The 18,698-nt window shown below is 62.0% G+C and carries 13 protein-coding genes and 1 pseudogene; 6 read left to right on the top strand and 8 right to left on the bottom strand.

Annotated elements, in window-relative coordinates; genetic code table 11:
• Positions 1-30 precede the first annotated feature (30 nt).
• Positions 31-1,431, top strand: a complete 1,401-nt coding sequence (locus tag HMPREF2559_RS07840; RefSeq protein ID WP_148138797.1) for a phytoene desaturase family protein — start codon at positions 31-33, stop codon at positions 1,429-1,431.
• On the opposite strand, the gene HMPREF2559_RS07835 is transcribed toward HMPREF2559_RS07840, so the two are convergent.
• Positions 1,428-4,391 (bottom strand): restriction endonuclease, encoded by a 2,964-nt coding sequence (locus tag HMPREF2559_RS07835; protein ID WP_070540198.1) that lies wholly within the window; start codon positions 4,389-4,391, stop codon positions 1,428-1,430. The genes HMPREF2559_RS07840 and HMPREF2559_RS07835 overlap by 4 nt on opposite strands.
• A gap of 12 nt (positions 4,392-4,403) precedes the next feature.
• On the bottom strand, positions 4,404-6,365 hold the full coding sequence (locus HMPREF2559_RS13270; protein ID WP_066484975.1) for a site-specific DNA-methyltransferase: 1,962 nt from the start codon (positions 6,363-6,365) through the stop codon (positions 4,404-4,406).
• A gap of 188 nt (positions 6,366-6,553) precedes the next feature.
• Between HMPREF2559_RS13270 and HMPREF2559_RS07825 the strand changes: the two genes are divergently transcribed.
• Positions 6,554-7,360 (top strand): MerR family transcriptional regulator, encoded by an 807-nt coding sequence (locus HMPREF2559_RS07825; RefSeq protein WP_070540196.1) that lies wholly within the window; start codon positions 6,554-6,556, stop codon positions 7,358-7,360.
• A 158-nt stretch (positions 7,361-7,518) separates the two neighbouring features.
• Here HMPREF2559_RS07825 and HMPREF2559_RS07820 read toward each other — a convergent pair whose 3' ends face one another.
• Positions 7,519-9,735: an NADP-dependent isocitrate dehydrogenase gene (locus tag HMPREF2559_RS07820; protein ID WP_066484980.1), complete on the bottom strand. Its 2,217-nt coding sequence runs from the start codon at positions 9,733-9,735 to the stop codon at positions 7,519-7,521.
• A 281-nt stretch (positions 9,736-10,016) separates the two neighbouring features.
• Here HMPREF2559_RS07820 and HMPREF2559_RS12770 point away from each other — a divergent pair, with 281 nt between their 5' ends.
• Together HMPREF2559_RS12770 and HMPREF2559_RS07815 are read left to right on the top strand one after the other, a co-directional pair.
• Positions 10,017-10,424 (top strand): hypothetical protein, encoded by a 408-nt coding sequence (locus HMPREF2559_RS12770; protein WP_148138796.1) that lies wholly within the window; start codon positions 10,017-10,019, stop codon positions 10,422-10,424.
• The gene (locus HMPREF2559_RS07815; RefSeq protein WP_068801595.1) at positions 10,411-11,634 is read left to right on the top strand and encodes an MFS transporter; all 1,224 of its coding nucleotides are present in this window, start codon (positions 10,411-10,413) and stop codon (positions 11,632-11,634) included. The genes HMPREF2559_RS12770 and HMPREF2559_RS07815 overlap by 14 nt, the downstream gene beginning before the upstream one ends.
• A gap of 54 nt (positions 11,635-11,688) precedes the next feature.
• On the opposite strand, the gene HMPREF2559_RS07810 is transcribed toward HMPREF2559_RS07815, so the two are convergent.
• From HMPREF2559_RS07810 to HMPREF2559_RS07790, 5 genes and pseudogenes are all read right to left on the bottom strand, one after another.
• Entirely contained in the window at positions 11,689-12,606 is a 918-nt protein-coding gene (locus tag HMPREF2559_RS07810) for a siderophore-interacting protein (RefSeq protein ID WP_066484984.1), read from the bottom strand.
• 26 nt (positions 12,607-12,632) lie between these two features.
• Positions 12,633-13,445 carry an ABC transporter ATP-binding protein gene (locus HMPREF2559_RS07805; protein ID WP_066510845.1) on the bottom strand — a complete coding sequence of 271 codons (813 nt, stop codon included), beginning with the start codon at positions 13,443-13,445 and terminating at the stop codon, positions 12,633-12,635.
• A gap of 49 nt (positions 13,446-13,494) precedes the next feature.
• A complete protein-coding gene (locus tag HMPREF2559_RS07800) occupies positions 13,495-14,547 on the bottom strand; it encodes a FecCD family ABC transporter permease (protein WP_070540194.1) in 1,053 nt (350 codons plus the stop codon).
• On the bottom strand, positions 14,544-15,641 hold the full coding sequence (locus HMPREF2559_RS07795; RefSeq protein ID WP_246817221.1) for a FecCD family ABC transporter permease: 1,098 nt from the start codon (positions 15,639-15,641) through the stop codon (positions 14,544-14,546). The genes HMPREF2559_RS07800 and HMPREF2559_RS07795 overlap by 4 nt, the downstream gene beginning before the upstream one ends.
• A gap of 18 nt (positions 15,642-15,659) precedes the next feature.
• Positions 15,660-16,768 (bottom strand): annotated as a pseudogene (locus tag HMPREF2559_RS07790) (iron-siderophore ABC transporter substrate-binding protein).
• Positions 16,769-17,091: 323 nt separating this feature from the next.
• Here HMPREF2559_RS07790 and HMPREF2559_RS07785 point away from each other — a divergent pair.
• Positions 17,092-18,279 (top strand): MFS transporter, encoded by a 1,188-nt coding sequence (locus tag HMPREF2559_RS07785; RefSeq protein ID WP_082723170.1) that lies wholly within the window; start codon positions 17,092-17,094, stop codon positions 18,277-18,279.
• A gap of 131 nt (positions 18,280-18,410) precedes the next feature.
• Positions 18,411-18,695: a hypothetical protein gene (locus HMPREF2559_RS12465; RefSeq protein WP_066510857.1), complete on the top strand. Its 285-nt coding sequence runs from the start codon at positions 18,411-18,413 to the stop codon at positions 18,693-18,695.
• Positions 18,696-18,698 lie beyond the last annotated feature (3 nt).

Below are 18,698 nucleotides of genomic sequence, written 5' to 3'. Positions count from 1 at the left end.
GGGGGCTTGGACTCGCTGTATTCTGGCCGCATGACCACTCTCCGCAGCGCCGCCGTCGTGGGCGCCGGGCCCAATGGCCTCACCGCCGCGGCGGTGCTGGCGCGCGCCGGGCTGCGTGTCGAGGTCTTCGAGGCTGGTCCCGCGCCGGGCGGCGCCGCGCGCAGCGTCCGCTTCTATGACCGGACGATTGACCTCGGCGCGGCCGCCCATCCCTTCGGCGTCGCGAGCCCAGCCTTCCGTGCGTTGGGTCTCGAGGACCACGGCCTCGAATGGGCCCACCCGCGTTATCCGCTCGCGCATCCCTTTGATGATGATCCTGCGGCCCTGCTGCATCGGGACCTCAACGCCACCGCGCGGCGTCTTGGCGTCGATGGTCCCGCCTGGCGTGCGCTGCACGCGCCCATTGCGCAGCTTTCCGATACCCACCTCGCCAACGTCCTGCGTCCCCTCACCGGCGTCCCGCCGCACCCGCTGGCCATGGCACGCTTCGGCGTGCGCGCCGCGCCGCCCGCGAGTGCGCAAGCCCGCGCACTCTTCCGGACGGAAGCAGCCCGCGCGCTCTTCATCGGCTCGGCACTCCACGCGCTGTGCTCGCCGACCCTGCCGTTCACGAGCGCTTTCGGCGTCCTCTTTGGCGCGCTGGGCATGACGACGGGGTGGCCCGTGGCGCGCGGCGGCTCCGGCGCCATTACCGATGCCCTGGCGAGTGTCCTCGCGACCCACGGCGGCGTTATCCACACTGCTCATCCCGTGACGGATATGCGGGAGCTCACCCGCTTCGATGCCGTCGTGCTCGCGCTCACCCCGCGCCAAGTGCTCGGCTTGCGCAACCTCATCGTGCCGGAACGCCGCGCACGGGTCTTGCGCGATTGGCGCTACGGCCCCGGTGCGTTCAAGATCGACTACGCACTCGATGGCCCAGTCCCGTGGCGGGACCCGGCGGTAGGGGAGGCCGGCACCGTTCACCTCGGCGGTACCGTGCCGGACCTCATCGCCGCCGAGCGCGCCATCGCGCGCGGCGAGATGCCCGCCCGCCCCGTCGTGCTCGTCGCCCAGCAGTCTGCCGCGGATCCTGGACGCGGCCACACGCTGTGGGCCTATGCCCACGTGCCTCACGGTTTCACTGGCTCAGCGCTCGAACACATCGAGGGACAGCTTGAGCGCTTCGCGCCGGGGTTCACTGCCCACGTGCTCGCCCGCCGCGTCATGAGTCCGACGGACCTCGAGACATGGAATCCCAACCTCGTGGGCGGCGACATCGCCGGCGGCGCCATGACCGGCACGCAGCTGTTCCTACGCCCCGGTTTTGTGCGCAACCCTTACCAGCTCACGCAACGGGTGTTCCTCGCGTCTGCCGCCACCGCGCCCGGCGGTGGTGTGCACGGCATGCCGGGGTGGCACGCCGCGCACGCGGTGTTGCACAGCGCCTAGATATTCCAGTGCCCTGGGGCGTTCTTGGAATAGTTCACGCCTATCGCTGCAAAGTGGACCTCTGCTGCATCAATCTTCGCTTGTTCGCTGGCGCGGATCTTGTTTCGATCCATCGTGGACTTGGTTTCGCGAATCATATACAGCTTGTCTTCGCCGTCCACACGCTTAACAATCGCCCAGTCCGGGTTATACGGGCCGACGGGAGTGTCGATCTTGAACTTCGGGGGCAGTTTCACAAATAGCTTGATGTCGTCGTTGCCGTCGAGCAGCTTGGCGAACTGCCGCTCCGTGTCAGAGTCATAGACCACGTAGTCATAGTCTGTCTTTGTCTTGTTCTTGACCTCATAGAGGTTTTCGAGGAAGTGCTGCTTTTCTTTCACTCCGTCTTCGCGCAGCTCCGACAAGGAATAGACGCTGCCATCGATTTTCTCGTATTGCACGCCCTTGGTCACAAGCATTGAAAGCTCGGTCTGGATGATGGTGCGCACCATTGCAACGAAGTCATTCGGATTACCGATGAACTCGTCGAGCCGATCGCTTTGTAGAAGGATATCGATAATTGTCCTGCGGGTGAGCGACGTCGCCTCTTGGAGCTCCGTCACGATATCTGGGAGCTGGAAGCTCCCTCGGAGGTCGGTGGCGCGCGGACTACTAGTTTCTTCGCCCTCCGTGCCGCCACGGGAGATGGTCAGCTTGGCCTTGGTCACCTGCACTCGCAGCGGCTCGATCTCTGGGGCATTCTTGATCCCTTCGACCGCGTTTTCAATGAGCTCATCGCGATCGACGGAGACGCTGAAGGTTGTGCGCTGAGTGATGGTCTTCCAGAACTCTGTGAACTCGGGAGACTCGAAATACAGTTCCTTGTTGAGCGTGCGTGTCGTGCGATGACGGATAGGTTTGATATGAGTTCCGATGCTCGCGCGCTTCATGAGGGCAAGCACTTCGTTTTCAACGTCACTGAACTCGTCGCTGAGCTCAAGGGCGAAGCCGTCAGCATTGGGGGTGAAATCCTTGGTAAGGCGACCGTCCTCGTCGAGGAAACCGCGGTCGTTCAGCTCCTCCCAAATACGCTCCGAGGTTGCGTAGCCGATGTTTTTATCGTCCTCGGAGTCCGGCCGTCGAATCTTCGCAAAGTGGCCCTTGCCAATGAAGCCGATGGCAACGCCCGCCTTCGTGTATTCCTTTTGGAGATTGCTGGCGAACTGTTGGTAGGACTCGTTGGCGACGACGGTTAACTGCGCGACGGATTGATCGGACAGCCGCACGCCGTCCTGGTCCACAGGTAGACGCAGACCGCGGCCGATCGTCTGGCGACGTTCGGTCTCCGAGCCCATCTCGCGCAGCGTACAAATCTGGAAGACGTTAGGGTTGTCCCAGCCTTCGCGCAGCGCCGAGTGAGAGAAGATGAAGCGTACAGGTTCGTCCTCGCTGAGCAGGCGCGCCTTGTCTTTCATGATGAGGTCGTAGGAGTCCTCGTCATTCTTCGATGTGCCGCTCGTATCGTCGTAGACGCCTTTCTTAATCTGTGAGAAGTACGCGCGGCGCAGCTCGACGGGATCTTGCGGCAGCAACTCTTCGTAACGAGGAGACCGCGCACGTTCTTCGATAAATAGCTCGTCGAACCACTGCGCGAATTTGCCGTTCGCGGTGTCATTGTCGGCGCCATCGCCGAGGTAGCTGTGGACCCTGTCGACGAAGAAGAGGCTGAGCACCTTGATGCCTTGCTCGCGCAGCATCGACTCACGGCGGAAGTGCTCACGGATGGTTTCTCGGATCATTTCGCGGTACACAGCGTCGTCATTGGAACCGATGGACTCGCCGACACGAAGGATGCCGTGGTGGGTAAGTTCCACGAAGCCGCCCGCGTCGAGGTTGATCTCGTTGATGCGCCAGTTGTTCTCGTACGCCGGGTTACCCGTGACTTTCGCTAGATCCTGGTTCGTTGTGACGTTCTTTTCCTGACGTTTGAACGAACCGTCCTTCTTGCGGCAGTCGAGTTCGAGACGGGCTTGCCACGGCTGGCTCTTCACCGACACCACCTTGATATACGGCTTGGCGTCGTTTCCATGCTCCGTGGTCTCCGCCACGACGATTTGCTTGACCAGTCCTAGCTCGTGCGCGTCGACCGGATCGAGCCGGTAGACCACGTTGCGGGTCTCGCGGTGCGTCGCGCTGTAGCGCAGCATGAACGCAGGGTTGAGTCCCTCGAGCGAGGTCTTCGCAAGATCGGACTCCATGTTCTGCGGTTCGTCGAGGATGAGGACGGGTTGCGTCGCGCGGAGGAAATCGATGGGGCGCAGGCCGTTGAGCTTGTCACGAGTCTGGTGCATGATGAGGCGGTCGCCCTTGCTGCGCACAGAGCTAATCGTCATGATCATGATCTGAATGCTGGTGGACGTCGCAAAGGACTGGACTTGCTCGGCGTCCTTGCCGCTGTAGACCACGTGATCGAAGGGCTGATCCGGGTAGAGCTGCCGGAAGTGATCGGCCATGAGCTCGATGCTCGTTTTCACGCCCTCGCGAATCGCAACGCTGGGGACGAGGATGATGAACTTGGTGAAGTTGTACTTCCGTGCGAGCTCGAACACGGTACGCAGATAGACGTAGGTCTTACCCGTACCGGTCTCCATCTCAATATCGAACTGCCGCCCATCCTTGAGCTCAGTGGCAGGCTCTAGCCCATTGTGATTCTGGATCTCCTGCAGATTGCGCAGGATTTGGTCGTCACCCACCACCAGGTTATTGCCCACTGCGCCGATCTCTGCACTGACATCGATGTTAAAGAGAGCGTCGTCCTCTTCTCCGTCGAGGGTCGTCGCTGCCAGGTCGACAGGCTGGCTTGGAAGGTTCAAAGAAGAGACGAGGCTGCCGGCATCTTTCGGCTGTCCCTTGAACAACTCCGTGACCGAGTTGATGGCGGCGAGCTGATAGTCCTGCTTCGGATCAAACTTGAATTTCATGATGAGTGCTCCTTACACAGTCCGCAGCTCGACGTTGTGTGTTGCACAGATCTGCACCACATTGGTCTTCAGCTCGTCGTCTCCCTGGAAAGCATCCTCCAGAATGATGAACTCAGCTGGCGCAGTCGCGACGGCTGCTCGTAGTTGCTCGACGCTCGGTTTTACATGCTCGTTAAGGTACAGCAGGAGGCAGGTGCGGTCCTCCCCGGCGGCGGCATGCTGCTCCCCAACGATGGTGTACGGCAGGTCATCGATGTCGATGTCGCGAATCGATTCGACGAGAGAGCGCCCCTGCTTGAGGAGGATTTCCACGAGGAGATCCTCGGGATCCGCATTGTCATTGCTGCTGCCGCGCAGGTCGATCAGGGTCTGGCTCAGCGTCTCGGCGTCGATTCCTGGCTGGGGCTGCCACTTCTTAAAGTTGGTATCGGCGAGCGTGTAAGAGCGGAACCCAGCATCGAATTCTTCGGCGGCACGCCTTACGCGTTCGCGAGACAACGAGGAAATCGTCGGTTCGAGTTTCAGCTCCGTGCAGAACTTATACCCTTCCTTTTGCTCCTTGTTCTTCTCATGCAACGGCTCCGGAAGCTGCACCAGAATGAAGCGCCGGTTGCCACCATCTTCGGAGTTCTGTTTCATGACGGCGTGACCCGTTGAGCCAGAGCCCGCGAAGAAGTCGAGCACGATGTCGTTGCTCGCTGGCTGCGTGGTCAGCGCCAGAATGCGCTGCAAGAGCTTGAGCGGTTTCTGGCCATTTCGGAAGCCTTTGACGCCGTTGGTTTCCTTGTTGAGGTTGATAGTGGAGATATCCGTCCACAGATCGCAGAGCGACTCTTTCAGATAATCGCTGAGGAAGAGCATCTGCTTGCCTTCCCACCAGATGTACTCGATGCCCGTGGGAGACGTCACGCGTGCAATAGGAGTGTCGAAGGCCATGTCGCTGAGCGAAGCGTTGTTGGTGCGATAGACAACGCGCTCCGCGTTCTCGACCTTAAACTTCCGTACAGCGTCTGCAGTAGTGGGAAGTCCCTGCTCGACCATGGCGTCTTTGACGGAGGTGAGAACCCATTCCTCGGCCGGGGCGCTGGGGTTGATAATAATTTTGTTGTAGTACTTGAGGTACTTGTCCAGCGTTCCATCAGCAGAGCCACTCTTGGGGACGTCGACACGATTGAGCGATGCCCGCGTGTGGTCGCGCGTGCAGAGCACCACATATTCCTTGATTTTGGGCAGGCGCTTGTCGACGTGCGACATCTTCACGCCCGAGGTCTCACTCGATTTCACGGGAATGGTGTTGATGACGTTGTCCTCACCGAAGATCTCGCGGCACATGGTCACGAGGTTGGAAAGCTCGCTGTCATCGATGCTGATAGCGATGTAACCGTCAGGAGTAAGCAGATTGCGCGCAAGTTTGAGTCGCGGATAGAGCATGTTGAGCCAGTTGGAGTGGTACCGGCCTTCGGACTCGGCATTTGTGGAGAGCTTCTTGCCGTCGCTGCTCGTCTGCTGCGACCACCCGAGATAGTTCCTGATGCCGTCTTTGAAGTTATCCGGATAGATGAAGTCATGGCCCGTGTTGTACGGAGGATCGATGTAAATGAGCTTGATGTGGCCGTGATAGTGCTTCTGGAGCACCTTGAGGACCTCGAGGTTATCGCCTTCGATGAAGGCATTCGTCGCAGAGTCCCAGTTCCTGGACTTGCCCTTTTCCGGACGCAGCGTTGCAGAAGTGGGCAGCTGGGCGGCACGCATGGCGCGCTTCTTCCCCGGCCAGAACAAGCCAAAGCGCTCCGCAGTTCCGGATGCGTCGCCGCCTAGAAGCTCAGTGAGCTTGTCGATGTCGATGGTGCCGTCGGCGACGGCTTCAGGGACAAGGTGTGCCAACTGCGCAGCGAGCTCGGTGCGGAAGTCCGGACTAACGCCCGATACCTCGTGAATCGTGTCCGTATCGGTGTTCAGGGCGTCCTGGGCCATGAAATGTCTCCTTTGCGTGTTCGACCTGTGCGCCCTTACCAGGATAGGGAGCTAGGCGACATAGGCGCGGAAAGTTCGCATTTCTTTTCTACGATTGGGATGCCTGCAGTCGATTCCGTGCTCATGACGTCACGCGCGTGACGCTTAAGACTTGACCCTCACGTAGCGTAAGGGACTGTGATGGGTTCATGAGCAACGACAACAAGTTTGACGGCGAGGGCCGCGGTGTTAGCGATGCCGCAGCCGTCCTCGGCGTGTCCGTGCGCACCCTGCACTATTGGGAAGAACGCGGACTTGTGGTGCCGAGCGCTCGTACGTGGGCGAACTACCGCGTGTATTCCGACGCAGACATCGCACGGGCACAGCGCGTGCTGATCTACCGTGCGACGGGCATGGCACTCGCCGATATTGCGCGGGTACTCGACGCTGAGGGAACGTCCCTCGAGCACCTCGCTCGACAACGCGCATTGCTCATGGACAAACGGCACAAGCTCGACGAGATGCTTGATGCCCTCGACTATCTCATGGAGGAAGAAATGAAGGATACGAATCTCAGCGTTGACGAAATCGCCACGGTGCTGGGCGACGCTCACTTTGCCGAGCACCACGAGGAAGCAGAAGAGCGCTACGGCGGCTCGGATGATTGGGCGATATCGCAGAAGAACGCTGCGCAGCGCACGGCGGAGGACTGGGCAGACCTCAAGTCGCGCACCGATGAACTCGAGGTCCGCTTGGCGGCGGCATGCGGGGCCGGCACGACGCCAGAGTCCGAGGAAGCTCGTGCGCTCGTTGAGGAACACCGCACGCTGCTGTGCGAGCATTTCCCGGTAAGCCCCGCGAAGCACGTTCTCATCGCGCGCGGATACACCGCTGACCCGCGCTTTCGAGCTCACTACGACGAGCGGCAGGCTGGGTTAGCGGAGTGGCTGCAGGCCGCGATCAATGCGGCTGCGGCAGCGCAGGGTGTCGACCCGGACGCAGCCGTGTGGGAATAGCCGTGTGGGAATGACCGAAGCCCGCTCGCGGCCTTGGGCCGCGACGGTGACGCGGTGCTGCGCGGGGCCCAAAGGGGCATCGGCAAGCTCAGAAAACGGGGGACGACCCCACCTCCCGGGAATGAGGGAGGTGGGGCCGAGTCTGTGGAGAAGAAGGACTACTTCTTCAGTGCGTCGATGATCTCGTTGTACGCAGCGACCGGGCGCATGACAGCGTTGAGCTTGTCCTCGTCCGGAGCGTAGTAGCCGCCGAGGTCAGCCGGCTGGCCCTGGTTGTCGATGAGGGCCTGAGCGATCTCATCAGCCTTGTCTTCGAGAGCCTTGGCAATCGGAGCGAAGTGCTCGGCGAGCTCAGCGTCATCAGACTGCGCAGCCAGTTCCTTGGCCCAGTTGAGGGTGAGGAAGAAGTGGGAGCCGCGGTTGTCGATCTCGCCGACCTTGCGGGACGGGGACTTGCCCTCGTCGAGCAGGGTCTCCGTAGCCTTGTCGAGAGCGGCGGCGAGGACGCCAGCCTTCTCGTTGCCGTGAGCGTTGAGCTCGTGGCGGAAGGACTCGGCCAGGGCGAGGAACTCGCCGAGGGAGTCCCAACGCAGGTGGTTTTCTTCCTCGACCTGCTGGACGTGCTTCGGAGCGGATCCGCCTGCACCGGTCTCGAAGAGGCCGCCGCCAGCCATGAGCGGAACGACGGAGAGCATCTTCGCGGAGGTGCCCAGCTCGAGGATGGGGAAGAGGTCCGTGTTGTAGTCACGCAGAACGTTACCGGTCACGGAGATGGTGTCCTCGCCCTTGCGGATGCGCTCGACGGACGCCTTGGTTGCGGAGACCGGATCCATGATCTCGATGTCGAGACCCTCGGTGTCGTGGTCCTGCAGGTACTTCTTCACCAGCTCAGTGATGTTGCGGTCGTGGCCGCGCTCCGGGTCGAGCCAGAAGATGGCCTTCATGCCGGACAGGCGAGCGCGGTTGACGGCCAGCTTGACCCAGTCCTGGATCGGGGCGTCCTTGGTCTGGCATGCGCGCCAGATGTCGCCAGCCTCGACGTCGTGCTCGATGAGCACATCGCCAGCGGAGTTGACGACCTGGACCTTGCCGTCAGCAGCAATCTTGAAGGTCTTATTGTGGGAGCCGTACTCCTCCGCCTTCTGCGCCATGAGGCCGACGTTCGGGACGGTACCCATGGTGGTCGGGTCGAAGGCGCCGTTGGCCTTGCAGTCCTCGATGACGGCCTGGTAAACGCCAGCGTAGGAGGAGTCCGGGATGACAGCCAGGGTGTCCTGCTCCTCGTTGTTCTTGTTCCACATGTGGCCGGAGGTGCGGATCATGGCCGGCATGGAGGCGTCGATGATGACGTCAGACGGAACGTGCAGGTTGGTGATGCCCTTGTCAGAGTTGACCATGGCCAGGTCCGGGCCGTTTTCGAGGGCAGCGTCGAAGGCAGCCTTGATCTCCGCACCGTTCTCGAGGTTCTCGAGGCCCGCGTAGATGGCGCCCAGGCCGTTTTCGCCGTTGAGGCCAGCGGCGAAGAGCTCCTCGCCGTACTTGTCGAAGACGTCAGCGAAGAAGGCGCGGACAACGTGGCCGAAGAGGATGGGGTCAGAGACCTTCATCATGGTGGCCTTGAGGTGAGCGGAGAAGAGGACGCCCTCTTCCTTGGCCCGCGAGACTGCGTCTCGCAGGAAATCGTCCAAGGCCTTGGCCGACATGAAGGTGCCGTCGATGACCTCGCCCTCGAGGACCTTGAGGCCGTCGAGGAGGATCGTTTCGTTCTGATCGGCGGAGCCGATCAGCTTGATGGTCAGGGTGTCAGCGGCCGGCATGATGACGGACTTCTCGTTGTGGCGGAAGTCGTTGTCAGCCATGGTGGCAACGTTGGTCTTGGAATCAGCGGTCCAAGCGCCCATGCGGTGCGGGTTCTTCTTAGCGAAGTTCTTCACGGCGATGGGGGCGCGGCGGTCAGAGTTGCCCTCGCGCAGAACCGGGTTGACGGCGGAGCCCTTGACAGAGTCGTAGGCGGCGGCGATGGCCTTCTCTTCCTCGGTGGACGGGTTATCCGGGTAATCCGGGAGCTTGTAGCCCTCAGCCTGGAGCTCGGCGATGGCCTTCTTCAGCTGAACCAGGGACGCCGAGATGTTCGGCAGCTTGATGATGTTGGCTTCCGGCGTCTTAGCGAGCTTGCCCAGCTCTGCCAGAGCGTCATCGACCTTCTGGTCGCCGAGGGTCTCCGGGAACTGTGCCAGGATGCGGCCGGCCAGGGAGATGTCGCGGGTCTCGACCTCGATACCAGCGGTGGAGGCGAAGGCCTCAACGACGGGCTTGAACGAGTAGGTAGCCAGCAGCGGAGCTTCGTCCGTGCGGGTCCAGATGATCTTTGCCATGATTCTCCTAAATAAAGTTGAAAAAATCTTCGACGCTTAAGAATACCTGTTGTACGGTGTGCCTGCGACACGTTGGGTGGGTTTTGTGAGCGTGGTTAACCCCGTTTGAGCGGGGCGTAGTGCACATAGCTCGCAGTGAGTCTGGCATAGATAGAAGAGTGTGCGATGTGTTCGTGTAATGGAGATGTACGGGCTTAGCTTTTAAGTATCGAACCCCCTTGGAATGTGAAATGTGTATCATTACTATCGCTGGAGTACTTCCGTCACATAGAGGAGCGTTGATGTTCACGTTCGAAACGTTTCCCGAAATAGTTGCAGTAGGGGGTTCGACCCCTTCTAGGCTTCAAGGTCGAGAAGCCGTTGCCGACAGTAAAGTTTCAATCCGGCTTGCTAATAAGAAGTCTTTGGAGAAATGTCTTCATCAGCTTGAGGTGTCCGACGCTCGGCTGGTTGAACGAGGCCCAAGGGTTCCGGACCCGTATGATTGGCAGTTCGTTATCAAAGAAGTTTTCCAAGATGGAGACGCGGTCGTCTACTCTGGAGTTGCTTGGTACGACATCGACTATTTCAATGAAAAAGAGTGTATTTCAAGACCCGCGACATTCCACTATGTTCAGTTCTATGGGGGCAGACCAAGCCGATGTATCGGTCGAGCATTGGATAAAATCAGCCTAAATGCAGCTCTTTAGAAGAGGTGGCGGCGAAGGGCTTTGTTTGGCTTATGCTTTGACCGCCACCTATTTTTTAATGTCAATGTGCGGGGCTATGACTAGCCTCTCAATTTCGCTCCACTTCGCCGAGCTTAATAAGGGTGAACTGTTAGTAGCGGGCATCTTTATCTCCGGAACCTGCGCCCAAGTTTTCGCAGTCCCCTTTCTGAGCCCGCTCTTCAACAAATTCAGCAGCTACCACATAGCGCTTTCTGCTCTGATTTTGGACCTATTGGGCTTATTGTCAATGGCAGCCTATCCAGAGCCAGTGGTTCTCATTCTCGGAAACCTCGTCACTGCATGTTTAAGTGGACTTTCAATCCCCTCCATTTTTGTCATTGTTGACTCGCGAGCCGGCGAAGGACAACAAGCGAAAGTCTTCTCCCTCTTAGATACAGCGCGCCTTGGCGGCGGATTCCTCGGGCCACCGCTAGGAGGAGTACTTCTTGACCAGAGAAACTTGCAGACAGCTCTCTTCGTTGAAGCTTGCGCCGTGGCATTCTCGCTGTTTGTCTTTTTCATCCTTTACACATTTACGTCCAGAGACAATCCACTTTCGCCTCAGGATGGAGAAGCCGCGCCGAGCTTTTTTCAAAAGGTGCTCGAAGCTCCTTCTCTCTTGCTAAAAAATAAAAGCTCTAGGTCCGCGCTAACCAGTATTTGGGGAGCGATCATCTGTACCTCGGTTTTCAACGTTGCGCTTGTCTTCTATGTGACAAAAACCCTCCACGCCAGCGGTACGTTGTATGCGATCGTTGCTCAGGCTTTTATCGTGGGCCGCATCTTTGGCGCACGGTTTTCAGCTCGCCTCAACTCAAATAACGCCAAAAAGGTCCTGACCGGGGCGGGTTTCACTATGGGGTGTTTTATAGCCTTACCTGGAATTATTCCCTCATTATGGCTCTGTATTCCGTGCTTCTTTCTTGGGGGAGTCTGTAATGCCGCTCAAGTGGCCGCACTACGAATCGTTATTGTCGGAGCGGTACCTGAGGGGGTTAAGCCCAAAGCGCTTTCTACAATGGGATCAATTAATAGCTCCGCGATGCTCATTGGATACATCATTGGGGCGCCGCTAGTAAGCACTATCGGCCCAGCTGCGGCGCTTGTCGTATCCGGAATCGGCACCTCTGTACTCACAGTAGGACCAGCCCTAAAAACTATCGTGTACAACGCCCTCGACAACAACTAGGTCCACGACATTCAATATGTCGTCAAAGTAGTGAGCGAGACTAATTAAAGAGGGTTAGTTTTCGGCGCGGCCGCGCTTCCAGTAGCCCATGAAGGACACTTGCTCGCGGGGGACGCCAACCTGCTTGACGAGCATGCGACGCATGGTGGTCACCAGCGTGGACTCGCCGGCGATCCAGAAGTAGGCGTCAGGAGCCGGCGAGGCGGTGTGGGCATCGGAGCTGGCGTCGAGGGGTTCGCCGGAGGCCGAGAAAACGGGGGTTTCCCACACCGTTTCCTCTGGACTCATTCCGGTGGGGGAGTACTCGGGAACCTCGGTTTTAAGCAGCTGCGCGGCGGCGGTGAGGAGTGCCTCGCCGTGCGGGCGGGTGCCGCGCGCGTAGTAGCGCACGTCCACGCCGTTGGGCGCGGCGAGGATCTGCTGGTCCTGGGCGTAGGGGACCTCAATGTGGGCAGTGCCGGTGAGTCCCACAGGAGTTGACGGCCATTCATCGATGATGCGCGCGATGGCGGGTAGGGCCGTCTCGTCGCCGAAGAGATGAATCTGGGAGGCGGAACCTGGAGAGAACTCGATGCCGCCACCGGAGGCATCGGAAAGCGGCGGCGCGATGACGAGGATTTCATCGCCGGGGCGCGCGGCCTGAGCCCACGCGCAGGCGGGGCCCGTCGCGCCAGGGGCGGTGTGCAGGACGAAGTCCACGTCAATCTCACTGCCCACATGGTTGCGCACGGAGTAGGTGCGCATGGGGCCGCGCGCGGCGGGATCGAGACTGCGCCAGTGGTCGAACCAATTGGCATCGCCCTCGGGAAGCGCAGGCAGTCCTTGAGATCCAGGGAAAATGAGCTTAATGCGCAGGTCGCGGGTGGGGCCGGCGGGGCCCATGTCTTCCAAGCCACCCAGGCGGATGCGCTGGAACGACGGGGAAATGCGCTGAGTGGAGACCACGTGGGCGCGGAAGGCGAGGAAAGGCATAGCTTCCTTTCTACTAGGCGAGTTGATTAGTGGGTGGTGGATGGGGTGGAGACGCGATGGCGGCCGATGGGCATGACTGCGGGTGCGCCGGAGACGGGATCGCGCACGATGGTGGAGTCGATGCCGAAGACCGCGCGGACGGTGTCTTCGGTGACGACGTCTGCAGGAGTGCCGTGGGCGAGGACTCTGCCGTGGGAGACGGCGATGAGCTCGTCCGAATAGCGCGCGGCGAGGTTGAGATCGTGGAGGACCATGACGATGGTGGTCCCGCGTTCCTCGTTGAGGTCGACGAGGAGATCGAGGACGTCGAGTTGATGCTTGACGTCGAGGTATGTCGTGGGCTCGTCGAGGAACAGCACGTCGGTGCGCTGTGCGAGCGCCATGGCGATCCACACGCGCTGGCGTTGGCCGCCGGAGAGTTCGTCGACGCTGCGCTCGGTAAGTTCTGTGAGACCGGTGGCCGCGAGGGACTGGGCGACGATGTCGTAATCCGCCTGCGACCACTGGCCGAGGAAATTCTGGTGCGGCGAGCGGCCGCGGCCGACGAGTTCGGCGACGGTGATGCCTTCGGGCGCGGTGGGGGATTGCGGCAAGAGCCCCAGGGTGCGCGCAAGTTCCTTGGTGGGAACCGACGAGATGTCGCGGCCGTCGAGGAGGACTGAACCGCCCGCGGGCTTGAGCAGACGCGAGAGCGTGTGGAGCAGCGTCGACTTACCGCAACCGTTGGGTCCGATGATGGAGGTGATGCGGCCCGGCGTGACGGTGAGACTGAGATCGTCCAGGATGGGCGTGCCGCCGTAGCCGACGGTGAGCGAATCCGCGCGGAGTTCGGAGTGCATGGAAGCTCTTTTCTTTGTAGGTGGGTTTATCGGGCGTTGCGTTGTGTTGTTACCGGCGGGCGCGGGTGAGCAGATAGATGAGGAAAGGCGCGCCGAGGGCGCCGGTAATGACGCCCACGGGGTAGCGGGTACCCAAGGCGAATTGCCCCGCGAGATCGGAGGCGAGGACGAGGACAGCGCCGATGAGACCGGCGGGCAGCGGAGAGGTGAGCCCTCCCGGGTAGAGCCGAGTGGCGATGGGTCCGGACATAAAGGCCACGAAGGCGACGGGGCCAGCAGTGGCGGTGCCCACGGCGATCAGCGTGACGGCGCCGGCGATGAGTGCGACCCGCACGACGCCCAGGCGCAGGCCGAGGCCGGTGGCGAGGGCATCGCCAAGCCGGAGTACCGCGAGTTGGTGGCGGCCGATTGTCATAAGCGGTACGCAGAGCGCGACGGTGAGAAGCAGCGGGGCGCCGCGCTCCCAGCTCATCGTGTTGAGAGAGCCGGTGATCCAGCGGGTGGCGGTTCCGAGGTCCCATGCCGCGGCGCGGGAGAGCTGGTACGTCACCCAGGAATTGAGGATGGCGGAGATGCCAATTCCGATGAGAATGAGCCGGGTACCGGAGAAACCTGACTTGAGGCTGAGCAGGTAGATCACCGCGGCGGCGACGAGTGAGGCGGCGAGCGACAAGGCCGAGACGGCGGTCTGTGACCAATGGAAGGCGACGATGCCCGTGACGCCCGCGGCGGAGGCCGCCGAGGAGATGCCGATGATGTCAGGCGAGGCAAGCTGATTGCGCAGCATGGTTTGGAAGGTGGTTCCTGCGATGCCAAACGCGAGGCCCACGGCGACGGCGACGGTGGCGCGCGGCAGGCGCAGCTCGCCGACGCTAAAGGACGCGCCGGGGACGGTCTGCCCGGCGATGACGCGGGCGATGTCGCCGAGCGAGTAGGTCACCTCCCCGAAGACGAGGCTGGCGAGCCATAGGCCGCCGACGAGGAGGACCAGGACAGTGGTGCGCAGAGCGTGCGAACGTGCACGACTACGGCGGGCGGCGCGGATGTCGTGGGCGAGTTCGTGCTGCGTGCGGGGCGCGGGCGTGGTGGTCGTGGAGGTCATGCGAGTTCTCGTATCTTCGTGCGGCGGATGATCCAGATAAATAGCGGAGCGCCGAGGAAGGGCATGAGGATGCCCACGGCGAGCTCTTCGGGCCGGGCGATAAGCCGACCCACCGTGTCCGCGACGGTGAGGACGACCGCACCGCCGAGCGCGCACGCTGGCAGGAGGACGCGGTGATCGGTGCCCACGAGCACGCGCATGAGATGCGGGACGATGAGCCCGATGAAGGCGATGGGGCCGGCAAGCGCCGTTGCACAGCCGCAGAGGATAACCGCGCCGATGGTTGCGAGAAGCCGCGTGCGGGCGGCATGGAATCCCAGACCGCTGGCGAGACTATCGCCCAGCGCTAGGGCGTTGAGCCCGTGCGCGCAGTAGGCGGCGATGCCGGCGCCGAGGAGTAACAGCGGGGCCGCGGCGGCGAGGTGTGGCCATTGCGCGCCGCCCACGGAGCCGATCTGCCAGAAGCGGAAGGTATCCATGACGTCGGCGCGGGGGAGCACGATGGCAGAGACGAGGCTGGAGATGGCCGCCGCAGTGGCCGCGCCCGCGAGCGCCAGCTTGAGCGGCGTCGCTCCGCCGCGGCCGAGCGATCCCACCGCGTAGACGAAGGTCGCGGCCAAGAAGGAACCGACGATGGCCACGGCCATGGTGCTGAATGGGCGGACGAGCCCGAAGAACGTGATGCCAGTGACGACGGCGAGCGATGCCCCAGCGAGCACCCCGAAGATGCCGGGATCGGCGAGCGGATTGCGGGTGACGCCTTGAAAGACCGTGCCCGCGACGGCGAGGCTTGCGCCAACGAGGACGGCAAGGATCGTGCGCGGCACGCGGACATAGGCTGCCGCCTGCGCCGCAGTGTCAGCGTGTCCCTGCAACGCGGCGAGGGCGTCGGTCACGCCGATGACGCGGACGCCAAACATGACAGACGCAACGACGGCGAGTACGAGCGCGAGGAGCGTGCCGGCGAGGACAAGGCTGGCGCGGCGGGCGTGCGTGCGGGTGCCTGAGTCCGGGCCTGAATCGGTGCTTGGGCGGGGACGCGGGCGGTTCGGGGATTCGGTGGTCTCGGGAAGACGGGGCATCTGGTGCGTCACGGCGGGTTACTGTGCTGGTTACTGGGCGGCGTCGTTGAGGAGTGAGAAGTAGTCGTCGATGGTGGCCGGAATGGACAGCGGCGACTCGTTGGATGCGGCACCCAGCGGTCCCTCCGGCAGCCAGGCGACGTGGCCATTCTTGATGGCGGGGATCTTGGACAGCAGCGGGTCTTTTTGCATGTCCTTGAGCGCCTGGGCGTCGGCCTCCGCGCTGCCCTGGGAGTAGGAGACGAAGAGATCGACGTCCTCGAAGAGCTCTGGCTGCTCCGCGGAGACCTCGACCCAGAAGGAGTCGGCGCCCTCGGTGTTGTCCTTGACCACCTGCGGCACGGCGAGGCCGTGGTTGGCGAGGAAGCCCATGCGGGGATCCTCGGTGGTGTAAAGCCCACCTTGGACGGATCGGAGGCGCCGCCGAAGGAGGTAAACAGCACCTTCTTGTCCTTGAGATCGGGGTAAGAGTCCAAGGTCGAAGAGACCTCTTTATCGAGGGCAGCGAGCAGCTCTTTGCCCTCGTCCTCCTTGCCCAGGGCCTTCGCATTCATAGTGACCATGTCCTCCATCGAGGTGGTCCACGGCTGGGTGGGGTAGGCGACGACGGGTGCGATCTTGGACAACGTGTCGTAATCCTCCTGCGTGAGTCCCGAGTAGGAGGCGAGGATGACGTCCGGCTTGGTTTCCGCGACCTGCTCGTAGGGAATGCCGTCCGTCTCATCGAAGAGAACAGGGGTCTCCGAGCCGAGCTCGGTTAGCTTGTCTTCGACCCAGAGCAGGATGCCATTGCCATCGTCGTCGCCCCACGTCACCTTCGACATGCCCACGGGGGCGATGCCGAGGGCCAGCGGTACTTCGTGGTTGCCCCAGCCTACGGTGGCGACGCGCTGCGGGGCGGCCTCGATGGTGGTCTCGCCGAAGGCGTGCTGGACGGTGACGGGGAACGCCGCGGCGGAGTCAGAGGAGGACTGTGCGTTGGGCGCGGATTGGGAGTCAGAGCCGCCAGGGGTGGCGGAATCCGCGGACGAGCATCCGGTGAGCGCGAGCGAGAGACACGTGAGCCCAGCGAGCGTTGCGGTAAGCGGGCGCGCACCGAGACGTGAGAACGTGCGAGCGGAGGAACGTGCGTGAGCCATAATCAGAGACATCCTTCATGGTAAGTAAGGCTTGCATTGTTTAGGTGAGCCTACACTACCGCCTACGGCCTGTGGGAAAGAAAGGCGCAGCCTACCGGGGGATATCGGGCGGGCGGTGAGTGCACCATGTCACACGTGGTGAGTCATGTCTGATTCGTCGTGAATGTCGCTTCCAACTTACGAAGAGCACTCATAATTAGCTAACGTCCTTGCTCGTGACTGACTCCTCCGCAAAGACTGACCAGCGTAAGCATCCCCGCGACCCCAACGCCCCGCGCGTGCCGCGCCAGACCGAGATTTCCTCGACGCGCCGCACCCTCGTCATGCTTGCCATGGCGCTGGGCGCATTCGCTATCGGCACGACCGAGTTCGTGTCCATGGGCTTGCTGCCGCTTATCGCGCACGATTTCGGGATGTCTGAGGACTCCGCGTCGATTCTTATCTCTCTCTACGCGCTCGGTGTCGTGGTGGGCGCGCCGGTGATCTCCGCGGTGACAGGCAAGCTCCCGCGCCGCCGCCTGATCCTGCTGCTCATCGCGTTCCTGCTCGTGGGCAACCTCTTTACGGCGTTGGCGCCCAACTTTGCGGTGCTCGTCATCGCCCGCTTTGTTGCTGGCCTGCCGCATGGCGCGTATTTCTCCGTGGCCAACCTGTCCGCGGCCTCCATGTCCCCGGCGGGCGACCGCGGTAAGGCCATGGCGTTTGTGGGCATGGGCCTGGCTGTCGCCACCGTCGTGGGTGTGCCGGCCGCACAGGCGCTCGGCCAGGCCATGACGTGGCACGCGGCGTACCTCCTGGTGGTCATCATTGCGCTCGCGACGATGGTCCTGCTTTACTTCCTCATGCCACACATGACGAAGATGCAACAGACCTCCCTGGCCACGGAGATGGGCGCGTTGAAGAACTCCCAGGTGTGGCTCACGGTCTTCATGGGCATCGCCGGTTTCGCGGTCATGTTCTCCATCTACACTTACATCACGTGGACCATGACGGAGGTCGCTGGCATGGACGCGAAGTGGACGTGGGCCGTGCTCATGGCCTACGGCATTGGCATGACGCTGGGCAATGGCGCCGGCGGTGCCATGGCAGACCGCAACATGGACGGCGCCATCCTCATCGCGCTCACGTGCATGCTGGGCCTGGCCGTCGCCTTCTACTTCGCCGCGCACAATGCATGGACCGGAGCCCTCGTCTTCGGCGTCCTCGCTTTCTTCGGCTCCGTCCTCGTGCCCTCGCTGCAGCTGCGCCTCATGGAGGTCGCCGGTGATGCCCAGGCGCTCGCCTCTGCGCTCAACCAGTCGGCCCTTAACATCGCGAACGCGATGGGCGCCGCCATCGGCGGCATTGTCGTGGGCGCCGGTTTCTCCTACAACTCGACGGCGCTGGCCGGTGCCGCGCTTGCCCTCGTGGGCGTTTCCCTGTGGTTCGTCACGATGTGGGATAAGCGCCGCATCATGCGTCGCGACCCGGAGGCGTTTGCGCCCAAGGTCAAGATCGTCGAGCAAAGCTAAAACGCACTCACTCGCACTGTACGCAAGGACACCATATACAAGGACACCACGCGGATAGTCGAAGAATCCCAGCCCACCGGCCGGGCGCCCCGCCGCCGGCTCCACCGCCGCCCCATTCCCGCCAGACGGAGATGGGGCGGCGTCGCCGTACCATCGCCATGCTCGCCATGGCACTCGGCGCCTTCGCGCTCGGTACCACGGAATTTACCTCCATGGGCTTGCTGCCACTCATCGCGGCGGACTTCGGGGTGAGTGAGGACACCGCCTCGGCCATCATTTCGGCCTACGCGCTCGGTGTGGTTGTCGGCGCGGGCTTGGGCTTCGGCTCGCCGGCGCTTGCTGGCGCCGCGCTCTCAGCCGCCGCCGTCGTCCTCTGCGTCGTGGCCGCGCGCTTGGCCCGCTCGTCCGCCCGCTAGAGT

The sequence above is a fragment of the Corynebacterium sp. HMSC072G08 genome, from assembly GCF_001809185.1.
GTDB lineage: Bacteria > Actinomycetota > Actinomycetes > Mycobacteriales > Mycobacteriaceae > Corynebacterium > Corynebacterium phoceense.
The sequence above is the reverse complement of the archived record's forward strand: the minus strand, read 5'-3'. Positions and strand labels throughout refer to the sequence as shown.

What these genes read in the sequence shown, in the direction of transcription:
- HMPREF2559_RS07840 (WP_148138797.1), top strand. Translation starts at nt 31, where the DNA reads ATGACCACTCTCCGCAGCGCCGCCGTCGTGGGCGCCGGGCCCAATGGC.
- HMPREF2559_RS12770 (WP_148138796.1), top strand. Translation starts at nt 10,017, where the DNA reads ATGTTCACGTTCGAAACGTTTCCCGAAATAGTTGCAGTAGGGGGTTCG.
- HMPREF2559_RS07815 (WP_068801595.1), top strand. Translation starts at nt 10,411, where the DNA reads ATGCAGCTCTTTAGAAGAGGTGGCGGCGAAGGGCTTTGTTTGGCTTAT.
- HMPREF2559_RS13270 (WP_066484975.1), bottom strand. Translation starts at nt 6,365, where the DNA reads ATGGCCCAGGACGCCCTGAACACCGATACGGACACGATTCACGAGGTA.
- HMPREF2559_RS07825 (WP_070540196.1), top strand. Translation starts at nt 6,554, where the DNA reads ATGAGCAACGACAACAAGTTTGACGGCGAGGGCCGCGGTGTTAGCGAT.
- HMPREF2559_RS07805 (WP_066510845.1), bottom strand. Translation starts at nt 13,445, where the DNA reads ATGCACTCCGAACTCCGCGCGGATTCGCTCACCGTCGGCTACGGCGGC.
- HMPREF2559_RS07810 (WP_066484984.1), bottom strand. Translation starts at nt 12,606, where the DNA reads ATGCCTTTCCTCGCCTTCCGCGCCCACGTGGTCTCCACTCAGCGCATT.
- HMPREF2559_RS07820 (WP_066484980.1), bottom strand. Translation starts at nt 9,735, where the DNA reads ATGGCAAAGATCATCTGGACCCGCACGGACGAAGCTCCGCTGCTGGCT.
- HMPREF2559_RS12465 (WP_066510857.1), top strand. Translation starts at nt 18,411, where the DNA reads ATGGGGCGGCGTCGCCGTACCATCGCCATGCTCGCCATGGCACTCGGC.
- HMPREF2559_RS07785 (WP_082723170.1), top strand. Translation starts at nt 17,092, where the DNA reads ATGCTTGCCATGGCGCTGGGCGCATTCGCTATCGGCACGACCGAGTTC.
- HMPREF2559_RS07800 (WP_070540194.1), bottom strand. Translation starts at nt 14,547, where the DNA reads ATGACCTCCACGACCACCACGCCCGCGCCCCGCACGCAGCACGAACTC.
- HMPREF2559_RS07835 (WP_070540198.1), bottom strand. Translation starts at nt 4,391, where the DNA reads ATGAAATTCAAGTTTGATCCGAAGCAGGACTATCAGCTCGCCGCCATC.